Origin of the sequence: Bacillus sp. ATD (assembly GCF_050585765.1) — a bacterium.
In the GTDB taxonomy this organism is placed as follows: Bacteria; Bacillota; Bacilli; order Bacillales; family Bacillaceae; genus Bacillus; species Bacillus stercoris.
This window is the reverse complement of sequence record NZ_JBOBQH010000012.1, coordinates 78,326-99,010: the sequence shown is the minus strand read 5'-3', so window position 1 is coordinate 99,010 and position 20,685 is coordinate 78,326. Positions and strand designations below refer to the sequence as shown.

The 20,685-nt window shown below is 40.0% G+C and carries 19 protein-coding genes and 1 pseudogene; 19 read left to right on the top strand and 1 reads right to left on the bottom strand.

Annotated elements, in window-relative coordinates:
* The first annotated feature begins 35 nt into the window (after nt 1–35).
* From queG to ACQXR1_RS20345, 8 genes are all read left to right on the top strand, one after another.
* On the top strand, nt 36–1,196 hold the full coding sequence (gene queG, locus ACQXR1_RS20380; protein WP_134975653.1) for a tRNA epoxyqueuosine(34) reductase QueG: 1,161 nt from the start codon (nt 36–38) through the stop codon (nt 1,194–1,196).
* Nucleotides 1,197–1,262: 66 nt separating this feature from the next.
* On the top strand, nt 1,263–2,192 hold the full coding sequence (locus ACQXR1_RS20375; protein WP_430772776.1) for an amidase domain-containing protein: 930 nt from the start codon (nt 1,263–1,265) through the stop codon (nt 2,190–2,192).
* Nucleotides 2,193–2,229: 37 nt separating this feature from the next.
* Entirely contained in the window at nt 2,230–2,712 is a 483-nt protein-coding gene (gene trmL, locus ACQXR1_RS20370) for a tRNA (uridine(34)/cytosine(34)/5-carboxymethylaminomethyluridine(34)-2'-O)-methyltransferase TrmL (RefSeq protein ID WP_003233442.1), read from the top strand.
* A gap of 275 nt (nt 2,713–2,987) precedes the next feature.
* Complete coding sequence (locus ACQXR1_RS20365) at nt 2,988–4,151, top strand: radical SAM protein (RefSeq protein ID WP_052245544.1); 1,164 nt, start codon at nt 2,988–2,990, stop codon at nt 4,149–4,151.
* Nucleotides 4,152–4,212: 61 nt separating this feature from the next.
* Nucleotides 4,213–5,448, top strand: coding sequence for an MFS transporter (locus tag ACQXR1_RS20360; RefSeq protein ID WP_069839147.1), 1,236 nt, complete (start codon nt 4,213–4,215; stop codon nt 5,446–5,448).
* Nucleotides 5,441–6,685 (top strand): ATP-grasp domain-containing protein, encoded by a 1,245-nt coding sequence (locus ACQXR1_RS20355; RefSeq protein ID WP_069839146.1) that lies wholly within the window; start codon nt 5,441–5,443, stop codon nt 6,683–6,685. The genes ACQXR1_RS20360 and ACQXR1_RS20355 overlap by 8 nt, the downstream gene beginning before the upstream one ends.
* A 12-nt stretch (nt 6,686–6,697) precedes the next feature.
* Nucleotides 6,698–8,986 (top strand): hypothetical protein, encoded by a 2,289-nt coding sequence (locus ACQXR1_RS20350; RefSeq protein WP_430772775.1) that lies wholly within the window; start codon nt 6,698–6,700, stop codon nt 8,984–8,986.
* A 4-nt stretch (nt 8,987–8,990) separates the two neighbouring features.
* Entirely contained in the window at nt 8,991–9,923 is a 933-nt protein-coding gene (locus ACQXR1_RS20345) for an agmatinase family protein (protein WP_069839144.1), read from the top strand.
* A gap of 381 nt (nt 9,924–10,304) precedes the next feature.
* On the opposite strand, the gene ACQXR1_RS20340 is transcribed toward ACQXR1_RS20345, so the two are convergent.
* A complete protein-coding gene (locus ACQXR1_RS20340; RefSeq protein WP_430772774.1) occupies nt 10,305–10,544 on the bottom strand; it encodes a hypothetical protein in 240 nt (79 codons plus the stop codon).
* A gap of 980 nt (nt 10,545–11,524) precedes the next feature.
* On the opposite strand from ACQXR1_RS20340, the gene prkA reads away from it, so the two are divergent.
* From prkA to ACQXR1_RS20285, 11 genes and pseudogenes are all read left to right on the top strand, one after another.
* Nucleotides 11,525–13,420, top strand: a complete 1,896-nt coding sequence (prkA, locus tag ACQXR1_RS20335) for a serine/threonine protein kinase PrkA (protein ID WP_003224051.1) — start codon at nt 11,525–11,527, stop codon at nt 13,418–13,420.
* Between the two features lie 179 nt (nt 13,421–13,599).
* Nucleotides 13,600–14,778 (top strand): sporulation protein YhbH, encoded by a 1,179-nt coding sequence (yhbH, locus tag ACQXR1_RS20330; protein WP_069839143.1) that lies wholly within the window; start codon nt 13,600–13,602, stop codon nt 14,776–14,778.
* A gap of 159 nt (nt 14,779–14,937) precedes the next feature.
* Complete coding sequence (locus ACQXR1_RS20325) at nt 14,938–15,402, top strand: MarR family transcriptional regulator (RefSeq protein WP_003233431.1); 465 nt, start codon at nt 14,938–14,940, stop codon at nt 15,400–15,402.
* A 35-nt stretch (nt 15,403–15,437) separates the two neighbouring features.
* Nucleotides 15,438–16,103 (top strand): HlyD family efflux transporter periplasmic adaptor subunit, encoded by a 666-nt coding sequence (locus ACQXR1_RS20320; RefSeq protein ID WP_014476241.1) that lies wholly within the window; start codon nt 15,438–15,440, stop codon nt 16,101–16,103.
* A 40-nt stretch (nt 16,104–16,143) separates the two neighbouring features.
* Nucleotides 16,144–17,742 carry an MFS transporter gene (locus tag ACQXR1_RS20315; protein WP_069839141.1) on the top strand — a complete coding sequence of 533 codons (1,599 nt, stop codon included), beginning with the start codon at nt 16,144–16,146 and terminating at the stop codon, nt 17,740–17,742.
* A gap of 22 nt (nt 17,743–17,764) precedes the next feature.
* Nucleotides 17,765–18,295, top strand: coding sequence for an NAD(P)H-dependent oxidoreductase (locus ACQXR1_RS20310; RefSeq protein WP_014663307.1), 531 nt, complete (start codon nt 17,765–17,767; stop codon nt 18,293–18,295).
* Nucleotides 18,296–18,307: 12 nt separating this feature from the next.
* The gene (locus ACQXR1_RS20305; RefSeq protein ID WP_014663308.1) at nt 18,308–18,682 is read left to right on the top strand and encodes a hypothetical protein; all 375 of its coding nucleotides are present in this window, start codon (nt 18,308–18,310) and stop codon (nt 18,680–18,682) included.
* A pseudogene (locus ACQXR1_RS20300) lies at nt 18,682–18,833 on the top strand (hypothetical protein); the annotation flags it as partial. The gene ACQXR1_RS20305 and the pseudogene ACQXR1_RS20300, both read left to right, overlap by 1 nt.
* A 9-nt stretch (nt 18,834–18,842) precedes the next feature.
* A complete protein-coding gene (locus tag ACQXR1_RS20295) occupies nt 18,843–19,604 on the top strand; it encodes a hypothetical protein (RefSeq protein WP_430772784.1) in 762 nt (253 codons plus the stop codon).
* 2 nt (nt 19,605–19,606) lie between these two features.
* On the top strand, nt 19,607–19,972 hold the full coding sequence (locus ACQXR1_RS20290; protein ID WP_014663310.1) for a GntR family transcriptional regulator: 366 nt from the start codon (nt 19,607–19,609) through the stop codon (nt 19,970–19,972).
* Between the two features lies 1 nt (nt 19,973).
* Nucleotides 19,974–20,672, top strand: a complete 699-nt coding sequence (locus ACQXR1_RS20285; RefSeq protein WP_134975657.1) for an ABC transporter ATP-binding protein — start codon at nt 19,974–19,976, stop codon at nt 20,670–20,672.
* Nucleotides 20,673–20,685 lie beyond the last annotated feature (13 nt).

The window sequence follows — 20,685 nt, the reverse complement described above, 5'->3', positions numbered from 1 at the left end:
TCGTTTTATCACAAAGAAAGGAGGCTGTGCAAAACATGAACGTTTATCAGCTCAAAGAAGAATTAATTGAATACGCGAAAAGCATTGGCGTGGACAAGATTGGTTTTACGACCGCTGATACTTTTGACAGTTTAAAAGACCGTTTGATTCTTCAAGAATCACTCGGCTATCTCTCCGGCTTTGAAGAGCCGGATATTGAGAAAAGGGTGACGCCGAAGCTTCTGTTGCCGAAAGCGAAATCAATAGTGGCGATTGCTCTCGCATATCCTTCCAGAATGAAGGATGCGCCAAGAAGCACGAGAACTGAGCGCAGGGGCATTTTTTGCAGAGCCTCCTGGGGCAAAGACTATCATGATGTGCTGAGGGAAAAGCTCGATCTGCTGGAGGAATTTCTAAAAAGCAAGCATGAGGATATCAGAACGAAGTCAATGGTTGATACAGGTGAATTGTCTGATCGCGCCGTTGCGGAACGTGCCGGCATCGGATTCAGCGCGAAAAACTGTATGATCACAACGCCAGAGTATGGCTCTTATGTGTATTTGGCGGAAATGATCACAAATATCCCTTTCGAGCCTGATGTGCCGATTGAAGATATGTGCGGCTCCTGCACGAAATGTTTGGACGCCTGTCCGACGGGAGCACTGGTGAATCCGGGACAGCTTAATGCGCAGCGCTGCATCTCTTTTCTGACCCAGACAAAAGGATTTTTGCCTGATGAATTCCGGACAAAGATCGGAAACCGCCTGTATGGGTGCGATACGTGTCAAACGGTATGTCCTCTCAATAAAGGGAAGGACTTTCATCTTCATCCGGAAATGGAGCCTGATCCTGAGATTGCCAAACCGTTATTGAAGCCGCTCTTGACCATCAGCAATCGGGAATTTAAGGAGAAATTCGGACATGTCTCAGGTTCTTGGCGCGGGAAAAAACCGATTCAGCGAAACGCCATTCTCGCCCTTGCGCATTTTAAGGATACCTCCGCACTACCCGAGTTGACGGATCTGATGCATAAGGACCCGCGTCCTGTCATCAGGGGGACAGCCGCATGGGCAATCGGTAAAATCGGAGACACCGTATACATGGAAGAGCTTGAAAAAGCGCTGGAAAAAGAGAAGGATGAAGAGGCAAAGCTGGAAATTGAAAAAGGAATTGAGTTGCTAAAAGCTTCAGGCATGACTAAACAAGGCCTGTCCTGACATACGTATAGAGCAGAAGGAAAAAACACTTGAGATCATCCAAGTGTTTTTTCTCTATAAAAAAGTATGGCGGGTGGGGTGAGCTTGAAGCACATTTTAGAACAATTAGCGGAGGAGCGGCTGGGCTTTCTGGTTAACGGGCATGATATGAGACAGGAGTCTCAAGTCGGAGATCTTAAAGTCATGGAGCGTAAGAAAAAGCTTCTGGAAAAACGTAAAGTTGACATCATAAAAGCGAAAGCAAAGGCCGTGATTAATCATGTGCGGGTTGAGGATGACGGAACGACCTGCCTTTCGTATACCATCCATTACGAATACGTGTGTAAGGAACAGGACGACAGCTTGTATATAGAAGAGCACATAGAGGAGCGAAGGGCTTTCCTTTATGATCACATTTTGATTAGTGATCAGGAAATTGCGAAAAAGCCGGCTGGATTTCATGAAGGGACCAGCATTATTGACTATTCTGAAGAGGAAAGAGAAGCGTTTGGCAGGGCTTTTCAATACGATCGTCTCGGCGCTGTGCGATATGCCGAGAAATTTTGGAACAAGCGCAATCCTGCTTATAAAAATTTCAGCGATAACTGTACCAATTTTATTTCTCAGTGTCTTCATGCGGGAGGCGCGCCAATGCGCGGCCATCCGAACAGAGGATCAGGCTGGTGGATGAAACAAAGCTCATGGAGCTACAGCTGGACGGTGGCTCATTCGATGAAAATGTATTTGTCGAATTCAAAAGCTGGACTGCGTGCGGTGCGGGTGAAATCAGCGGAAGAGCTGATGCCGGGCGATGTGATTTGCTATGACTTCGAAGGAGACGGCCGGTTTAATCATACAACGATTGTCGTGGCAAAGGACAAAGGCAATATGCCGCTTGTTAACGCCCAGACCTATGACAGCCGGATGAGGTATTGGTCATATGAGGATTCAACGGCATACACGCCGTCGATACGATATGCTTTTTTTCATATCGTTGATGATACGACAAAAGAGTAATTAATGTTATAATGATGGGCGGATAAGAAAAACAGAGGTGAACATTGTGGCATTACATGTCGTTTTATATCAACCAGAAATTCCCGCTAACACAGGGAATATTGCGCGTACTTGTGCAGCAACCAATACTACGCTCCACCTGATTCGTCCGCTCGGCTTTTCAACGGATGATAAAATGCTGAAGCGTGCCGGACTCGATTATTGGGAGTTTGTTAATGTTGTGTATCATGATTCGTTAGAGGAATTGTTTGAAGCATATGAAAAAGGCCAATTTTTCTTTATTACGAAATTTGGCCAGCAGCCTCATACATCATTTGATTACACTGATCTTGACGAGGATTATTTCTTTGTGTTCGGAAGAGAAACAAGCGGTTTGCCAAAGGATTTAATTCAAAATAATATGGACCGCTGCCTGCGTCTTCCAATGACAGAGCATGTCAGATCGTTAAACCTGTCCAACACTGCCGCGATTCTCGTTTATGAAGCGCTGCGCCAGCAAAATTACCGTGACTTGAAGTAGTAGTAAATCCGCTCATGATGATGGGCGGATTTTTTTTGGCTGCAAGAAATGCTTAAGAAACAGCTAATTATCAATTCTATTGTGACTACTGTTTAACTGTTTCATTATATTTTCACAGGAGAGATGTCAAGATAACCCCAAAAAGTGTTTTCTAGAAACGTTCGGATAAGTCAAAATATTGTCACATTAATTCCGTTGAAAAAATTGTAATAAATGTATAATATATTTAAATGTATAATATATTTATGTGATTTATTTTTAAGGGGGTAGTGGAAATGCTTGAGGAAGTGTTAACTACAGACCTGCACCTTAGAGAAGCTAAAAAGAAAATTGAATCTTTATGGGCAAACGGGATTGATTTTTCTAAACAAGAGGTAGAGGAAGCGAAAAAAAACAACCGTTTATTACTTTTGGACATGGATTTTACAAGTGAATGCCAATTGCATTGTTACTACTGTGACAGAACACCAGACCGTTTTCAGCAGGAGGGGCGCACAAAATTAACAACTGAAGATCGAAAAAATCTGATTCTGCAAGCAAAAGCTCTTGGAGCACGGACTGTCGAATTCCCTGGATCTGGTGAGCCAATGATAGATGAAGGATTCTGGGAGGTAATGGAATTTGTGTATGAGAACGGTATGACGCCGGTTATCTTTACTAGCGGATGGCATCTTGATGATGCCTCTATAGACAGATTATATAACTTAGGTGCAACTATTTTTCTAAAATACAACTCGACAAGCCATGAAGTTAACGACAAAATTGTGAAAGTTAAAGGATATGGAGCATATGTAGAAACAATACTAAATAAACTTGTAAAAAAAGGATTTACCGAAAGTATACCTACAAGACTTGCTATAGATATTGTAATTGCGCCTCAAAACGAAGATATAGATGATTTAAGCCATATTTATCGATGGTGCAGAAGAAATAATGTTCATCATTATATTTCTACTTTAATACCAGAAGGGCTAGCAGATCGAAAATCCAAGCTTTATGAAAAAAACAGAGCAAAAAAATTTATTGAACATTTTTATCAGATTGATAGGGAGGAGTTTGGGTTAGATTATACTCCTTCGCTGCCAATGGCAGGCGGATATAAATGCAGACAAGTGAATGTGGGATTGTTTGTGAATTTGTATGGAGAAGTTTACGATTGTAATGGCTTAGGTCGTTTTTTAGGACACATAAGAGTGAATACACTTGAAGAAATTTGGAATGCGAAATATGCAAAGCATGTTCGAGAGGAAGAGCAAGAGGGGCACTGTGAAGTTCGCAGCAGGGTTTGGGATGAAACTGAGCTGAAAGGTTTTGACCGTAAATTAGAAGAATATAAAGAGTGGGAAATAAAAAACAATGCTGTGGATGAAGTGCTCTTAAAGGGGCTATATCATAGGGAAAATAAAAACGAACTTGTGAACAGTTCACAAGATAAGTAAATTATAGTGGGAGAAGTTTCTTACAGCTTCTCTCTCCATAGTATATTTTGGTGGTGAAGCTGTGAAATCTAACCGAGCTGCTTGGATTTTAATATGCAGTCAAAGTATATCTATAGCAGGAGACAGTTTACTACTAATTGTTTTGCCTTTATTAGTTTTTGATTTGACTGGATCTGCTTTTGAAGTAAGCGTGGTGTTTATTCTAACGGAATTGCCAAACTTCTTTGGTTTTTTCTCAGGGGTGTTACGTCGATATTTCAGTCCTAAACAATTGGTTATACTTTATGATGCAGGTCGTTTTTTTATCTTGCTATTTCTTACCTTCATGGAGATATATGGATATAATTCCACGTATCTTATCTATTGTATGTTTTTCTTAATCAATATCTTTTCTGCGTTTTTTAGGCCTACAAGAATAGAGTTAATCACTCAATTAGTTGACAAAAGTCAATTGAAGAAATTTAATTCACTTGATCAGACCTTTGAAGCCACAGCGATGGCGATTGGGTTAGGTTTAGGGGGATATGCGTACCACTACCTTTCTCTTGAGTGGATCTTTTTTTGCAACGCTTTGACTTTCTTTGTATCAGGTTTTGTAATGTTAATGATCAAATCAATAAAGTCTACTAAGGATGTATCAGAAAATAATAGTAAGTTCACTCTGTCGTATTTTTGGAAGATGAGTATTCAAGTATCCAAGCAAAAACAAACTTCCTTTTTAGTATTTGGAGAAGCATTAGCAGGAGGCGCTGTTGGGATATTTATTGCTATATTTGTAGTTTATGCTAAGCAATATCTCCAAGTCGATAGTATTACAATCGGTCATATGGAGATGATTCAGTCTATATTTGCAATATGTACAGGCATGTTAATTGCATTGAACTTTATACGTATTTCTGAACGATCATTAGGAGTATGTGGTTATCTAGGAATGGGAATATGTATGATAGTCATCGGAATAACAACTTCCATTCCTTTAGTGTATCTCTTAATGGCAATATTAGGTTTATTCAACATGATGTATAGCATTGCGGTGCGAACTCTATTGCAAACAAGTGTTCAAAAAGAGGAAGTGATTCATGTGTTTGCTCTAGAATCAATCTTATCAAGATCTGCTTCTATTGTTGGAGCATTGGTCGCTGGAAGCTTAATTAGTCTTTTCTCAATTACTGCAAACTGGGTTATTTTCTATTCGGGTCTAATTCTACTAATTGTCTCTTTATGGGGGTATAGGAACTTATTCTCAAAACAAAATGTATATCATATTGATGGGAACAGAGGTGAAAAAAATGTCTAAACATATCTTATTTATTGAAGCCAGTACGACCGGAGCAGGGGCAAAAGCAAATGATTACGCAAAAAGCCAAGGGTATACAGTAAGTTTGGCTGTTAGAAATCCCAATCAATATTCAGATGATATTTTGAACACAGCTGATAATATTATTGTCTGCAATACTAATAATTATGAAGAACTGATAAACAATGTTCTTTCCCTGAATCAAGAAAAGCAAATTGATGGAATTACCACTACTGCAGATTTCTATGTTCCTCAAGCAGCTCTTGCAGCTGAGACTTTAAAATTGCCCGGAATATCGTTTCAAGCAGCATTAAATGTTCGAAATAAATATAAAATGAGAAAAAAATTAAGTGAATGTTATCCCCACCTGAACCCTGCTTTTCAATTGGTTAAAACAAAACATGAGGCATTGAAAATAGCTAATGAATGGGGATATCCCATTATAGCCAAACCCCAGGATTTAAATGATTCTTTACATGTAAAACTAATTGGCTCAGAAAAAGAACTGCTAAATTATATGGAACATTCGACTTCTTGGATGGTGAATGAATCGGGACAGCCAATTGCGGCAGGAGTATTGTTAGAGGGATACATTACTGGAGGGGAGTACAGTGTCGAAACAATGCAGCATAAAGGAGGGGAGATTCAGTTAATAGGTATTACTAAAAATGTACTTGAAGGAGTGGAAAGAGGGCACTTTGCAGAAGTTGCTGCTTCTTTTCCATCAGATGATGAAGAAACGAAGCCTCTTTTGGATGAAGTGAAAAAAGCTCTGCAATGTCTTGAAATTGACTGTGGAGTTATCCATACGGAGTGTCGCATTGAAAATGGTAATGTGAAAATAATAGAGATAAATCCGAGGCTGATAGGTGATAAAGTAGGGAGTCATGTTATTGAATTGGCTTATGGTATCAGTCCTTTAAAATATGTTGTGGAGATAGCCCTTGGCAGTAATGTTGAATGGCGTCCAAACTTTAAAAAAGCAGGGGCTCTTTATGGATTGTGGGTGAAAGAGAGAGGGGTTTTTGGCGGCATTGAAAATCCTGAAGAAATTCTAAGAAGGAAAGGAGTCGCATTTCTTGAAATAACGGGTGAAATTGGAAGTGTTTATTCGCCTCCAACATCGAATGGAGATATCGTAGGCCATATTATCACACAAGCGAATTCTCCTGAAGAAGCATTAAAGCAGGCTTATGACGCTGCGCAGGTTGCCAAACTAATTGTTAATCACGAATAGGGGACAATACTGATGCGCCATTTTATTTTGATTACTAACGAAATCGAATACTATGCACTTTACCTTAAATCTCTTATCGAACAAAATGAATCAGAATTTTTTCCTGTGCTCACAACTCACCCTGATACAATGGGCTCCTTATTAACGATGCACGGATTCTCTTGGGATATTTATAGAGGTAAAGTTGGTCATGCATACATGGATCTATCCTTAGAACTTTATCAATATATCAAAACGAAGAAGTTCAAAGAGCTTGAATCACTTATATATAAGCTATTCAAACAATTAAAGAAATACCAACTGCCAAAGTCATATGTAGTGGGAGTAGGGAGCGGATCAGTTTTAGCTGGATTAAGGGCCCTGGCTTACGGAAGACAGTTTTTTGCTGTAGATTGTATTCATGATATATCTAATACTTCATTCCCTGAAGGTGCAGAGAGTTTTTATATTGTTTCAGAAGAAGTGGATGATAATGATATTGCTGTGTTACATGATAATTTTGAAAAGTTTCAAGGGAAAAAAAGTATTTTTCTTGATTTAGAAACAGTAAGTTTTGGTTTTTTACATGCAAGAAACTTAGAGATCATGACATTCTTGGATGCTAAACAAAGATATTATCATGCTGAAGCTGAGATATCTCCTCAAGCTCTGTTATGTGACGCTTTTTTAAATGAGCCGCTGACTGTTCCGAAGGATCTTATTGTACCGCCATATAAAGAGTTATCAAAAGAGTTTGTGGAACGCCGTAATCAAGTAGGGATACTAGCGATTACTTCCCATGGAATGAGTGATCTGGTTCATCTTAATAATGACTATATATGTGGCAAAAGTTATTTTTTAAATCATGAGCATCACTTGATAAAAGGACCACTTCCTTCCTGTATGGAAGAAGACGAAGCTTGTTTTTTTAAAAGAGACGGAATCGCATTATCGGCGTACTCCATAAAGGCTCGTCATATATTTATGAATTCGTGCGGCTCACTTAGATTTAAAAATGGTGATTTTGACTCAATTTTTAATATAGCGTATTCGATTTTGGAGGGAAAAGCCGAAAGCTTTATCGGGGCAGTAAGATGGAAAGATGGGCACGGAGTAGAGAATCTCTTGTACTTGCGGTTAATAAAAGCAGGATTTTCGCTTGGAGAAATAATCTACCTGTTGAATAAATCTTTATTTTTCAACCAATATGAACCATCCGAAGGGGTTTTTCAATTAATTGGAGATCCTGAAACACGGCCTTATTCAAAACCAGATATTTCACCAATCGAAGAACTAAATTTTGGAAGTAATATGGTGGAGATAAGATCAGGCTTTGGTGTTTTTCAATCTACTTCAGAGGAAGTTATTGAGGCTTATAAAAAGTCTTTGCTTATTGTTAAGGTGAGTGTAAAGAACTTTTTTGTTTCTGTTGTTCTTTCAGATAACTCCAAGATTCTTTATATTTTTATTTATGGATATGAAGAACAGAAAGTTGAAGCCAAGGTTCAAATTATTAATTTCAATGATATTTTTGAATTTATCTCGAGAGCTTATAGGCGAATTGAACAAAATTTATCTCCTTCTCTAGGCCTTGCTAAACTATATCCGAATAAAGTATTGCAAGGACGAAAAAAAAATTTAGATAATCGGCTATTAAATATTTCACGCCTATTTAAAGTTTCGTTTACGGATAACTCTAGTATTCACAAACTATACAAGTCTTGTCATAAGTTTTTAAAAGAAGTTGATCAAATAGACTTTGAAATAGCCGAAGAAATGAAGAACGCACTTGTAAATCATTCTTTTAGATTTTCAGAACATTATCAAAAAAGTTTTCTTCTCCGCCCTGCAGAAACAACCGGTATGTGTTATATATGCGGAGAAGTGTTAGTTGATCGATATTTAGAACATATCATAAAACCATCACTTTATCGGATTGAACGAATATGTACAAACTGTGGCGGAATAGAAGACAAGCCCAGTTCTTCATTAACTTTGCACATTTTATTGAAAGATAAGGTATGCAAAAAAAGTATTGTGAAAGTGAAAATCAAGATTGTCAATGACTCTGAATATGGATACAAGGGATATACATTATTGGCTGTACGTAGAAGTGCAAAATATAATTTCAAAATAGATCATTCTATTCAAAAAATTGATATAAAAGCACGTCAGCATATAGAAAGAGAATTTACAATGGAAATTGGAGACGTTTCTATTCATCAATACAACCTGCAGGCGGCGTTCATCTCAAATACTGATATATTTTTAGCAGCCCGATCATTTTGGATTCAACATCAGACACTAAATAGGAGTGAATAATAAAATGGAGATTCATAAAACTCGTGTTGTCAACGATCAGACTGTAAAATGGATTTCAGATCATTGGAATTTAGAGAATAAGAAAGGCAATGCTGAGTTTCAATTTTTGAGTATTCCTTTTGATTACGCTGTCAGCCATAGACCAGGTACGAGAATTGGGCCTCAGATGATTATGGATACTTTAAATAGTTACAGTTTATATTGTTCAGATAAACGAGTGTCAATTGAAAATACAAGATTTGTCGATTTAGGTTTTGTAGATATTGTTCATGACATTAAACAATCTTATCAGAATATTGAGCGGGCTGTAAGTGGCATATCAGAAATTGTGACACCGATTTTTTTGGGTGGTGATCATTCGATTACAGATCCGATTATTAGAGGAATGAAAACCAGACTGATAGATCAGAGATTTGGTGTCATTATGTTTGACACTCATTTTGATTTTCGGGAACCGGTTATAGGGAAAGAACATTCAGGACATTGGCTCAAAACCCTTGAAAATTCAATAGATTATGAATCATTAGTGTTGATCGGAATTGGAGCCCCTATTTATTCAGATTATTATATGCGTGAATTAGAAGAAAGAGGTGCTTTGATTAAAACCGTATACGATTTGCGGAGAGAAGGAAGAAGAGCGGTAATAGAGCAGGCTGTCAATCATGTTCTCAAGAAATCTGACGCGATTTATTTTACGATTGATATAGATGTTTTTGATCAAGCTTACGCTCCTGGATGCAGTGTACCTAATCCTAATGGTCTCTTTCCTTATGAGGTCATAGATAGTGTATTTGAGATTTGTTCATCTGTACCAACAGTAGGTATGGATATTGTGGAAGTAAGTCCTTGGCTTGAGGGATCTCAACAATTCACCTCACATATAGCTGCAAACATCATTATAAACTATATAGCTGGGTGTGTGAAAAAAAGTTTTTAAAAAGTTAATTGGTGTCTAATTTCGTATGCACAAAATTCTTAAACTCAGTTGTTTTGGTTAATAGGGATAAACTAGTTACAATTATGAGTGTTATACTGCTGCAGAATTTAATTTCTATGAAGCTTGTTAACTGAGATGCCATAACAGATAAAATGCTTTTAGGGAATTTTCGAAAATTGTATGATGATTATCACAGAGAAGCAGGATAGCGAAAACATTAGATGCAACAACAACTTCTAAACTCAGGAGTGGGGTGGTGTTTAATATAAGCGTTAAAAGTGAAGGAGATGGACGGCTAAAGATCGTCCGCTGTGAGATTTAGGTGAAATTTAGTACTAACTACTTGTCATCAGGCCGCTATATCAATACAAAAAATTGTTATCAGGATGCACTTCCAGCTTGTAGAAAAAATATTTTTCTACAAGCTTTTTTGTTATATAAATTTTGATACATCAATTCACCATCTTCATATTGCGGCATGCTGCTTTGGGGAGAATTTGCTTGTTCACATTCAGTTATCCCCTCAACCCGCAATATCGAAGCCGTTGCAGTTGTTTTGAATCCGCAAAGTTTTTGTGCTTTTTTATTATTATATGGGGATTTTCCTAAATCGGCAGACAAGTGATTTTGTCTGACCTTTTCTTTACGGTCTTCCCATACATGTTGAGTAATGATGTTCTCGTTTTTTTTGAGTCTATGCAGTTCTTAAGCGGGCGGGCATGAGGAACATATTTGGGGATTGATTTATTATGAACGATAGCCCTTTGCGATCAGTTGTTTTTAGTGCGTAAGTGTTAGCTAGTTTGACAAATGTATTGTCTTTTTTCACTGTTCATCTAAGGGCTATGACGCCAAAAATATAGCTTTATAGATATCCACTTTCTGGATCAGTTGTACTGTGGTGGATCTCTTTTTCTTGAGTCTTTATGCTCGATGGCAGTGGCTTTAGGCGAGTGAATCGGTAAATAGGGGGCGCGTTCCTGCCACTATGGCATGATCGAAGGCCTGAAAAGCGGTCAAGTGGGGGGCTACTTTTGTTTTTACTGTAGCCAGTTTTAACTTATTCAAATGACAAAAGGAGTTTAAGTGCTAAATAATTTGTCGAAGCAGATGATTCTCTTCGACAAGTGGGGCGAGGGGAACAAATTTGGCTGCGTTTTGATAAGTATTGCTTGTATGGGTCATGAGAAATACAGTCCTTTTGCAGTCTATCTTTATTTTAATACAGAATGGATTATAAGGTAAAGGCTGTCTAGGCTTTCTGGACAGCCTGAGGATGCTCTTATGAGGAGCACCCTTTTTTATTCTTTTCCAGGCTTGCTATCGTATCCTGCAGTAAAAATTGATACTAAAAAAGTGACAATGACCCCCATCATGATGATTGTTTTCACCGTCTCTCCCCCTCTTCAATTTTTCCGTGCTGTCCGAGTCTGGATGATTCTGTATTTTTCTTTATTATGAACGGTCGCAGTCGGCCTTGTCAACGATGTATAAGTATCTTTATTTTTAAGAAACCAAAGCATGTATCACGAGTTGGCGGCATAGATTGTAACAAAGTACCTTATTTGCATAGTGTATCAAACATGATAGAGGAGGTCCTTATGGATATATTAAAGAAAATTGAACAGTACAGAGAGGAAGAGCAGCGGCTGAAATGGGAAGGAACTTTCGCCGATTATTTGGAGATTATTAAAGAAAATCCGATGGTCGCGCAATCTGCTCATTCTCGAGTTTTTAATATGATAAAAGACAGCGGGATAGAGGAGATTGACGGACGCAAGAAGTACAGTTTTTTTGACCGTGAGCTGTTTGGGCTTGAAGAATCTCTGGAGCGTCTTGTGGAAGAGTATTTTCATCCGGCTGCCAAACGTCTAGATGTCAGAAAGCGGATTCTATTGTTGATGGGACCTGTGAGCGGCGGTAAATCCACGTTGGTCACGATGCTTAAAAAAGGTCTCGAAGCGTACACGCTGACAGATAATGGCGCTGTATATGCGATTAAAGGCTGCCCGATGCACGAGGACCCTCTACATTTAATCCCCCACCATTTACGTGATGACTTTTACAGAGAATACGGTATTAGAATAGAGGGAAGTCTTTCTCCTTTAAATGTCATGAGGCTGGAGGAAGAGTACGGAGGAAGAATTGAGGATGTGAAGGTGGAGCGCATCTTCTTTTCAGAAGATAAGCGTACGGGAATTGGAACATTCAGTCCATCTGACCCAAAATCTCAGGATATTGCTGATTTGACCGGGAGTATTGATTTCTCGACAATCGCCGAGTACGGTTCGGAATCAGATCCGCGCGCTTACCGGTTTGACGGAGAGCTGAATAAAGCGAACCGCGGGATGATGGAGTTTCAGGAGATGCTGAAATGTGATGAGAAATTTCTCTGGCATTTGCTTTCATTGACACAGGAAGGGAATTTTAAAGCGGGGCGGTTTGCGTTAATTTCTGCTGATGAGCTGATCGTGGCGCACACGAATGAAACGGAGTATCGCTCATTCATTTCTAATAAGAAGAATGAAGCCCTGCACTCGAGAATCATCGTGATGCCGGTTCCTTATAATTTAAAAGTGTCTGAGGAAGAGAGAATTTATGAAAAAATGATCGCAGAGAGCGATGTGTCGGATGTTCATATTGCCCCTCATACTTTGAAGGTCGCCGCGATGTTCTCAATCCTTACCCGGTTAAAAGAGCCAAAGCGATCGGATATTGATCTGGTCAAGAAAATGAGACTGTATGATGGAGAAAGTGTGGAAGGATATAATTCCGTCGACGTTGAGGATATGAAAAAAGAATATAATGATGAAGGAATGAGCGGCATTGATCCGCGGTACGTGATCAACCGGATTTCTTCAACGATTATCAGAAAAAATATGGAGTCAATTAATTCTCTCGATGTCCTTCGTTCCTTAAAAGAAGGTCTTGATCAGCATCCATCAATTTCAAGCGAGGACAGGGAGCGGTATTTGAATTTTATTTCTGCCGCCAGAAAGGAATATGACGACATTGCGAAAAAGGAAGTCCAAAAAGCGTTTGTGTATTCGTATGAAGAATCAGCAAAAACACTTATGGACAATTACCTCGATAACGTAGAGGCCTATTGCAATAAAAATAAGCTTCGTGATCCTTTGACAGGAGAAGAAATGAACCCTGACGAAAAGCTGATGAGATCCATCGAGGAGCAGATCGGCATTTCGGAAAACGCCAAAAAAGCGTTCCGCGAAGAAATTTTAATCCGCATCTCGGCCTATGCGAGAAAAGGCAAGCGGTTTGATTACAATTCCCATGAAAGACTGCGTGAAGCAATTCAGAAAAAGCTGTTTGCTGATCTGAAGGATGTCGTTAAAATTACGACTTCAACAAAAACGCCGGATGAGCAGCAGCTGAAAAAGGTAAATGAAGTCGTGGCCCGTTTAATTGATGAGCACGGCTACAACTCGACGAGCGCCAATGAGCTGCTGAAATATGTCGGCAGCCTGCTGAACCGATAAGCAACGTGACCCGTCCGAATAGGGCGGGTTATTTTGTCCCATTTTCTAAATAGTTTGTCAATTAAACGTGCTTTTGTGCATATGATGAATATAAATCTTTTCAAAAGACTTGTTTCATAATCTGGCACAAGCCGGAATACGTATGTATCACGACCACAAATGGTTAAGGAGGGGAATTCATGTCCCAAAATGACAGCGGCCATTTTTTGATTTCTGAGGAAAACTGGTCCCTCCATCGCAAAGGCTTCGATGACCAGCAGCGTCACCAGAAAAAGGTGCAGGAAGCGATCAAAAACAATCTTCCGGACCTCGTAACTGAGGAAAGCATTATTATGTCTAATGGAAAAGATGTAGTGAAAATCCCAATCCGTTCACTTGATGAGTATAAAATCCGTTACAACTATGATAAGAATAAACATGTAGGGCAAGGAGACGGCGACAGCCAGGTTGGTGATGTTGTGGCCCGGGATGGATCAGACAAAAAACAAGGACCAGGAAAAGGGCAGGGTGCCGGTGATCAGGCAGGCGAGGATTATTATGAAGCGGAAGTTTCATTAATGGATTTAGAAGAAGCGCTTTTTAAAGAATTAGAGCTTCCGAATCTCCAGCAAAAAGAGCGGGACAATATCATTCATACAGATATTGAGTTTAATGATATTCGTAAAACAGGGTTAACCGGTAACATTGATAAGAAAAGAACAATGATGTCAGCCTTTAAACGAAACGCAATGTCAGGAAAGCCGTCGTTCTATCCAATTTATCCGGAGGACCTAAAGTATAAGACGTGGAATGACATCACAAAGCCTGAATCAAAAGCTGTCGTTTTAGCAATGATGGATACAAGCGGCAGTATGGGGGTTTGGGAAAAATACATGGCCAGAAGCTTCTTTTTCTGGATGACCCGTTTTTTGCGGACGAAATACGAGACTGTGGAAATTGAATTTATTGCCCATCATACAGAAGCAAGAGTTGTCTCGGAGGAGGATTTTTTCTCAAAGGGAGAAAGCGGCGGAACCATTTGTTCTTCCGTATATCGGAAGTCGCTTGAGCTTATTGATGAAAAGTACAATCCCGCTCGCTATAACATTTACCCGTTTCATTTTTCTGACGGTGACAACCTGACATCTGATAACGCGCGCTGTGTGAAATTGGTTAATGATATTATGAAGAAGGCCAATCTATTCTGCTACGGCGAGGTCAATCAGTACAACAGGCATTCAACGTTAATGTCTGCATATAAAAATGTGAAAGATGAGAAATTTAAGTACTATATTTTAAAACAGAAATCTGATGTTTTTCAGGCGCTGAAGAGCTTTTTCAGAAATGAAGAGTCTGGTGTAAGCCATCAATTTTCGTAATGAAAAGCCCATTTCAGGGCTTTTTTTTATTTAATAAAAGTAAGAAAACGCTTGCGAAAAAAATACGGGAGAAAAAGAAATTTTTCCTTTGACAAATCTTCTTTCATTTATTAATATTTTATCTTGTGAACTATTATTGAGGAATGAGGTGAAAAGGAGTTGACTGAATCAGAACGTGCTTTGCTCACTTTTGAACAGCTCTTCGATACGTCTCGGGCGATTTATAAAAAACAGAAGAAGATATTGGAGATTGTGCTTGAGCCTTTTGATATTACAGTCCTTCAATATTTGCTGATGTTTAAAATTCATCAAAGCGGAAGCACCCCGCTAAGCAAGCTGGCAATGTCGCTTGATCTTAAGCCTGCTTCTGTGACGCGGATGACAGATATTCTGTATAAGCGCCAATTGATGAATCGATATGACAGTCCGGATGACCGCCGTATCGTCATGATTCAGTTAACCGAAGAGGGGGAAGAACTGATAGAAAAAGCCGCTGTGCAATATGCAAAAATGGGTGCGGGCTTGTACCAAAAGCTTGATACCTCCCAGCTGCAGTATTTGCGCAAACTTGCCGGAAGCTTAACGAAGCTTGCTGAAGGCTGTTCAGAAAAAAGCGGTAATTAAAAACTTCTCACATATTTTCACCAGCTTTCCGCAAAATGATAGAGGATGAAACGAAAGGAGAAAACAAAATGAACAGAGGACGTTTAATTCTGACCAACATTATCGGTTTGATTGTTGTTCTTGCAATTATAGCTGGAGGTGCTTACTACTATTATCAAAGCACTAACTACGTAAAAACAGATGAAGCAAAAGTAGCCGGCGATATGGCTGCTATTACTGCTCCAGCAGCAGGTAAAGTATCTGACTGGGATCTGGACGAAGGAAAAACAGTGAAAAAAGGCGACACAGTTGCAAAAATCAAAGGTGAACAAACTGTTGACGTAAAATCCATTATGGATGGAACAATTGTGAAAAACGAAGTGAAAAACGGACAAACCGTACAAGCTGGTACAACAATTGCACAAACGATTGACATGGACAACCTATACATCACAGCAAATATTAAAGAAACAGATATTGCGGATATTGAAGTAGGAAATAGTGTAGACGTAGTAGTTGACGGAGACCCTGATACAACATTTGACGGTACTGTAGAAGAAATTGGATATGCGACTAACTCAACTTTTGATATGCTTCCTTCTACAAATTCAAGCGGAAACTACACAAAAGTAACACAAAAAATTCCAGTGAAAATTTCAATCAAAAACCCATCTGATAAGGTGCTTCCTGGTATGAATGCATCTGTTAAAATTTCTGAGTAAAACAGATCAGTCATCAAACCATGAAAGGAGGTTGTCTTAGATGGCTACAGGCAAAGAAAAAAATGCAAAAAGCCCTATGTCATTGCTGATTGTGCTAATGGCGGGTTTATTTTTGGCAATTCTCAACCAAACATTGCTTAACGTTGCAATGCCGCATTTAATGACTGAATTTGGCGTAAGTGCAACGACGATTCAATGGCTGACAACAGGTTACATGCTTGTTAACGGCGTATTGATTCCGTTATCTGCCTTCCTGATTACACGGTTTGGCCAACGGAGTCTCTTTCTCGTCGCGATGTTCTGTTTTACGCTCGGTACGTTAGTCTGCGGTATTGCACCTAACTTCTCTACAATGCTGATCGGCCGTTTGATTCAGGCCGTGGGCGGAGGTATCTTGCAGCCGCTCGTTATGACAACCATTCTGTTAATTTTCCCGCCTGAAAGCAGGGGGAAAGGAATGGGGATTTTCGGGCTTGCGATGATGTTTGCTCCAGCGGTCGGCCCGACTCTGTCCGGGTGGATTATTGAGCATTATACATGGCGCATTATGTTTTACGGACTTGTGCCAGTCGGCGCAATTGTTATCATTGTGGCATTCTTCATCTTTAAAAATATGGTGGAGCCGCAAAAAATCAAACTCGATACTCTGGGAGCCATTCTCTCGATTGTCGGATTCGCCTCCTTATTATACGGAGTCAGTGAAGCCGGATCTGACGGCTGGACCGACCCGATTGTACTGTCTACAGTTATTATCGGCGTCATTGCAATTGTTGCTTTTGTTGTTCAGCAATTGCGCCATGATGATCCGATGCTTGATTTCAGAGTGTTTAAATATGACATTTTCTCACTCTCAAGTGTCATTAATATCATTATTACAGTGGCACTTTACACAGGTATGTTTCTTTTACCGATCTATCTGCAAAACCTGGTCGGCTTTACGGCACTTCAATCCGGTCTGCTTCTGCTTCCGGGTGCGATTGTCATGTTGATTATGTCACCGATCTCAGGTATTTTGTTCGATAAATTCGGACCGAGACCGCTTGCGATTATCGGGCTTCTCGTGACAGTGGTAACAACTTATCAATACACGCAATTGACAATTGATACACCATATACGCACATCATGCTGATCTATTCAATCCGTGCATTTGGTATGTCTCTCTTAATGATGCCAGTCATGACAGCCGGGATGAACCAGCTTCCTGCCCGTCTGAACAGCCACGGAACGGCGATGAGCAACACGCTTCGCCAAATCAGCGGATCAATCGGTACAAGTTTAATTACGACGATTTATACAAACCGGACGACATTCCATTATTCACAAATTGCAGATAAAACGAGCACGGCGGACCCGAACTTCCTCCATGCGTTCCAAAATGCAGTTTCGAATTTAATGGTGAATATGAATGTGTCTTATGATACAGCGAAAACGTATGTGTACTCACATATTTATAAACACGCGTCACTCGATTCCAATGTCATGGGGATAAATGATGCCTTTATGTGGGCAACCTTATTCTGTGTAGCAGGTTTGATTTTAAGTATCTTCCTGCGTGACGTCAGAAAAGATAAATTGCGTAAGAAGAAAAAAGAGGAGCTTTCATTACTTCCTGCTCCTAAAGAAGCTAAGGAATCTTAATCTGTACAGGGAGGTTTCCTGAATGAAAATTTATGTAGTGTATGATAGTGAAGGCGAACATACTAAAGTGCTTGCAGAAGCGATTGCTGACGGCGCGAGAGAAAACGACGCGGCTGAAGTGTTCATCGACCATGTAGATCAGGCGGATATCCGCAAGCTTAAAGATATGGATGCGATTATTTGGGGATGCCCAGGGCATTTCGGAACAATCAGCTCCGGTCTTAAAGCATGGATCGACAGACTTGGCTACTTGTGGGCTGAAGGCGAGCTGATCAACAAAGTCGGTGCTGTTTTCTGCACAACGGCAACGACACACGGCGGCTTGGAAATGACAATGCACAATTTAATCACGCCGATGTTCCACCAAGGCATGATCGTTGTCGGACTGCCTGGCAACGTGCCTGAAAACGCACTTTATGGCTCTTATTACGGAGCAGGCGTCACTTGTCCGGTTGACAGTGATGAGTTAATGTCAGAGGAAGGTATTCAGCTTGGACGCGCGTTGGGAAGACGTGTCAGCCAAGTCACAGGAAACCTAACAGCAGGACAGTAAGGAGAGGTTGAAATGGCCATTATTATAGCAATTATTGCTGCTGTCATTGTCATTGCGGCCCTTATTACATTTAATGTCCGCAGCGCCTCACCTGGACCTGAGAAGCAAGAAGCAACTGATAGAATCGCACCTCCAGAAGAGGAAAAAAACGAAGCGCAATACCCTGCTGAAGCAAGGGCTGCCGAGCATACGCCATCTGTTGTCGAAAATGATTCTCCAAAAGAGAAACGTAACACAATGGGTGATGATATTTACAGGCAGGCGCTGCAAAAGTTTAAGCATTCTGACGAAGATCAGGCAGAAGAAGAGGTCACTGAGGAAAGTGACAAAATGCAGGACCGCAGCTATCGTGATGCGCTGCTCTCTATGAAAAACAAGAAAAAATAATGAAAAAGGCAAATCCGTTTACTCATGGCGGGTTTGCCTTTTTTGCTGTTTACATCAATTATGTTTTTTATCAAATAAATCCATGGAATATGTTGTATTTCATTTTGATCTAGTGTACTATGTTACTCATACACCGAGGATTCTTCCGGGAGGTAAAGACATGGATTCTTTTTTAGGTTTATTAAAGAAAGATATCAACCTTTCAAGAATGTGGCTGCTAGTATGGATATGCGGAATCATTTTCTTATTGGGAACAGGCCATATTATAGCTTCTCGCACGAAAGAACCTCTAGTCGTTTTTGGTTTTTTTGTTGCAGTTGCTTTTTTTCTGCTTTTCTTATCTCCTGTTTTTGTGTTTTATCACCTTCGCAAGGAAGGGAAATCACAGCTTTGGCTGTACAATCCAAATGGCGGCTTATGGCTGTTTTCTTCTAAATTGGCAGCATCTTTGCTCTATCAATTTGTGATTCAGTTGGCATTAACAGCCTATGGGATATGGATGTATCATATGCTCTCTGTAAAAAATCTGCTGGAGCATCAAGTTGATATAACGAGTACAGTGGCTTTGCTGAATATGTATGGGCTTATTTCTTCGTTGGATATGTCAGTAACAGTCATCGTGTTTTGGACTGTTTTTCACGCTCTCAGGAATTGGCGCGGAATGCGATGGGCTGCGATGGTTCTGTTGGTCGCAGTGTGGTTATTCTACGATGAATACATCATAAGCCCTTTGGTTGAATCTCAAAAGCATTTCTGGCCGGTAACAGTCTATTGCAATTTTGATTTCCACTTCCATAACGTTTGGAAATTGGAATTAAAACCTATCCATCTGTCTGTGCTAGGGTTTCCTATTACCTTAGTCATCACGTTCTTGCTGCTCATCATGGCTTCAAAACTGCTTGATCGTAAAGTAGAGGTGTAAATATGGATAATCAATTTCAATCCTCGAAACCGATTTATCTGCAGATCGCTGATCAGATCTTTTATAGGCTGGTCAGGAAGGAGCTGCTCCCAGGAGACAAGCTTCCTTCAGTAAGAGAAATGGCGATTCAAACTAAGGTAAATCCCAATACAATTCAAAGAACTTACAGTGAAATGGAAAGGCTGGGTATTGTGGAGACAAGAAGAGGTCAAGGGACGTTTATTGCGGAAAAAGCTGAAATCGTAGACGAGTTGAAAGAAAGGCTGACACGAGAAGTCCTGGAAGGCTTTGTCAAGCAAATGAAAGAGCTGGGGCTCACGAAAGAGGAAATGGTAGAGGGGATTAAAACATTCACAGAGGGAGGTTAAAATGGAAATCAAGCTAGAACACGTATCAAAAAAATATGGCCGCCATACGGCCGTCGATGATGTCTCATTTACCCTATCATCTGGACGGATTTATGGTCTGATCGGACCGAACGGCAGCGGCAAGTCAACGACCCTGAAAATGATGGCTGGCCTTTTGTTTCCGACTTCAGGGTTTGTAAAAGTAGATGGAAAACAAGCTACGAGAGATATGGTGCGTCAAACGGCTTATCTTACTGAGCTTGATATGTTTTATCCGGATTTCACTGTCAAAGATATGGTGAATTTTTATCAGTCGCAGTTTCCTGATTTTCAAACAGAACAAGCTTATAGACTATTGAATGAGATGCAGCTGGATCCGGAAAAAAAGATCAAAAAGCTATCAAAAGGAAATCGGGGCAGGCTGAAAATCGTTCTTGCTTTAGCGAGACAGGCAGACGTCATCTTGCTTGATGAACCTTTTTCGGGGCTTGATCCGATGGTGAGGGACTCCATCGTAAACAGCCTTGTGTCGTACATTGATTTTGAGCAGCAGATCGTCGTGATCGCGACACATGAAATTGATGAAATTGAGACGTTGTTAGACGAAGTCATTATACTCGCAAATGGAGAAAAAGTGGCGCAGCGCGAAGTAGAAGATATTCGTGAACAGGAAGGCATGTCTGTTTTGCAATGGTTTAAATCAAAAATGGAAGTTTGCTAGAAAGAGGAGGAAT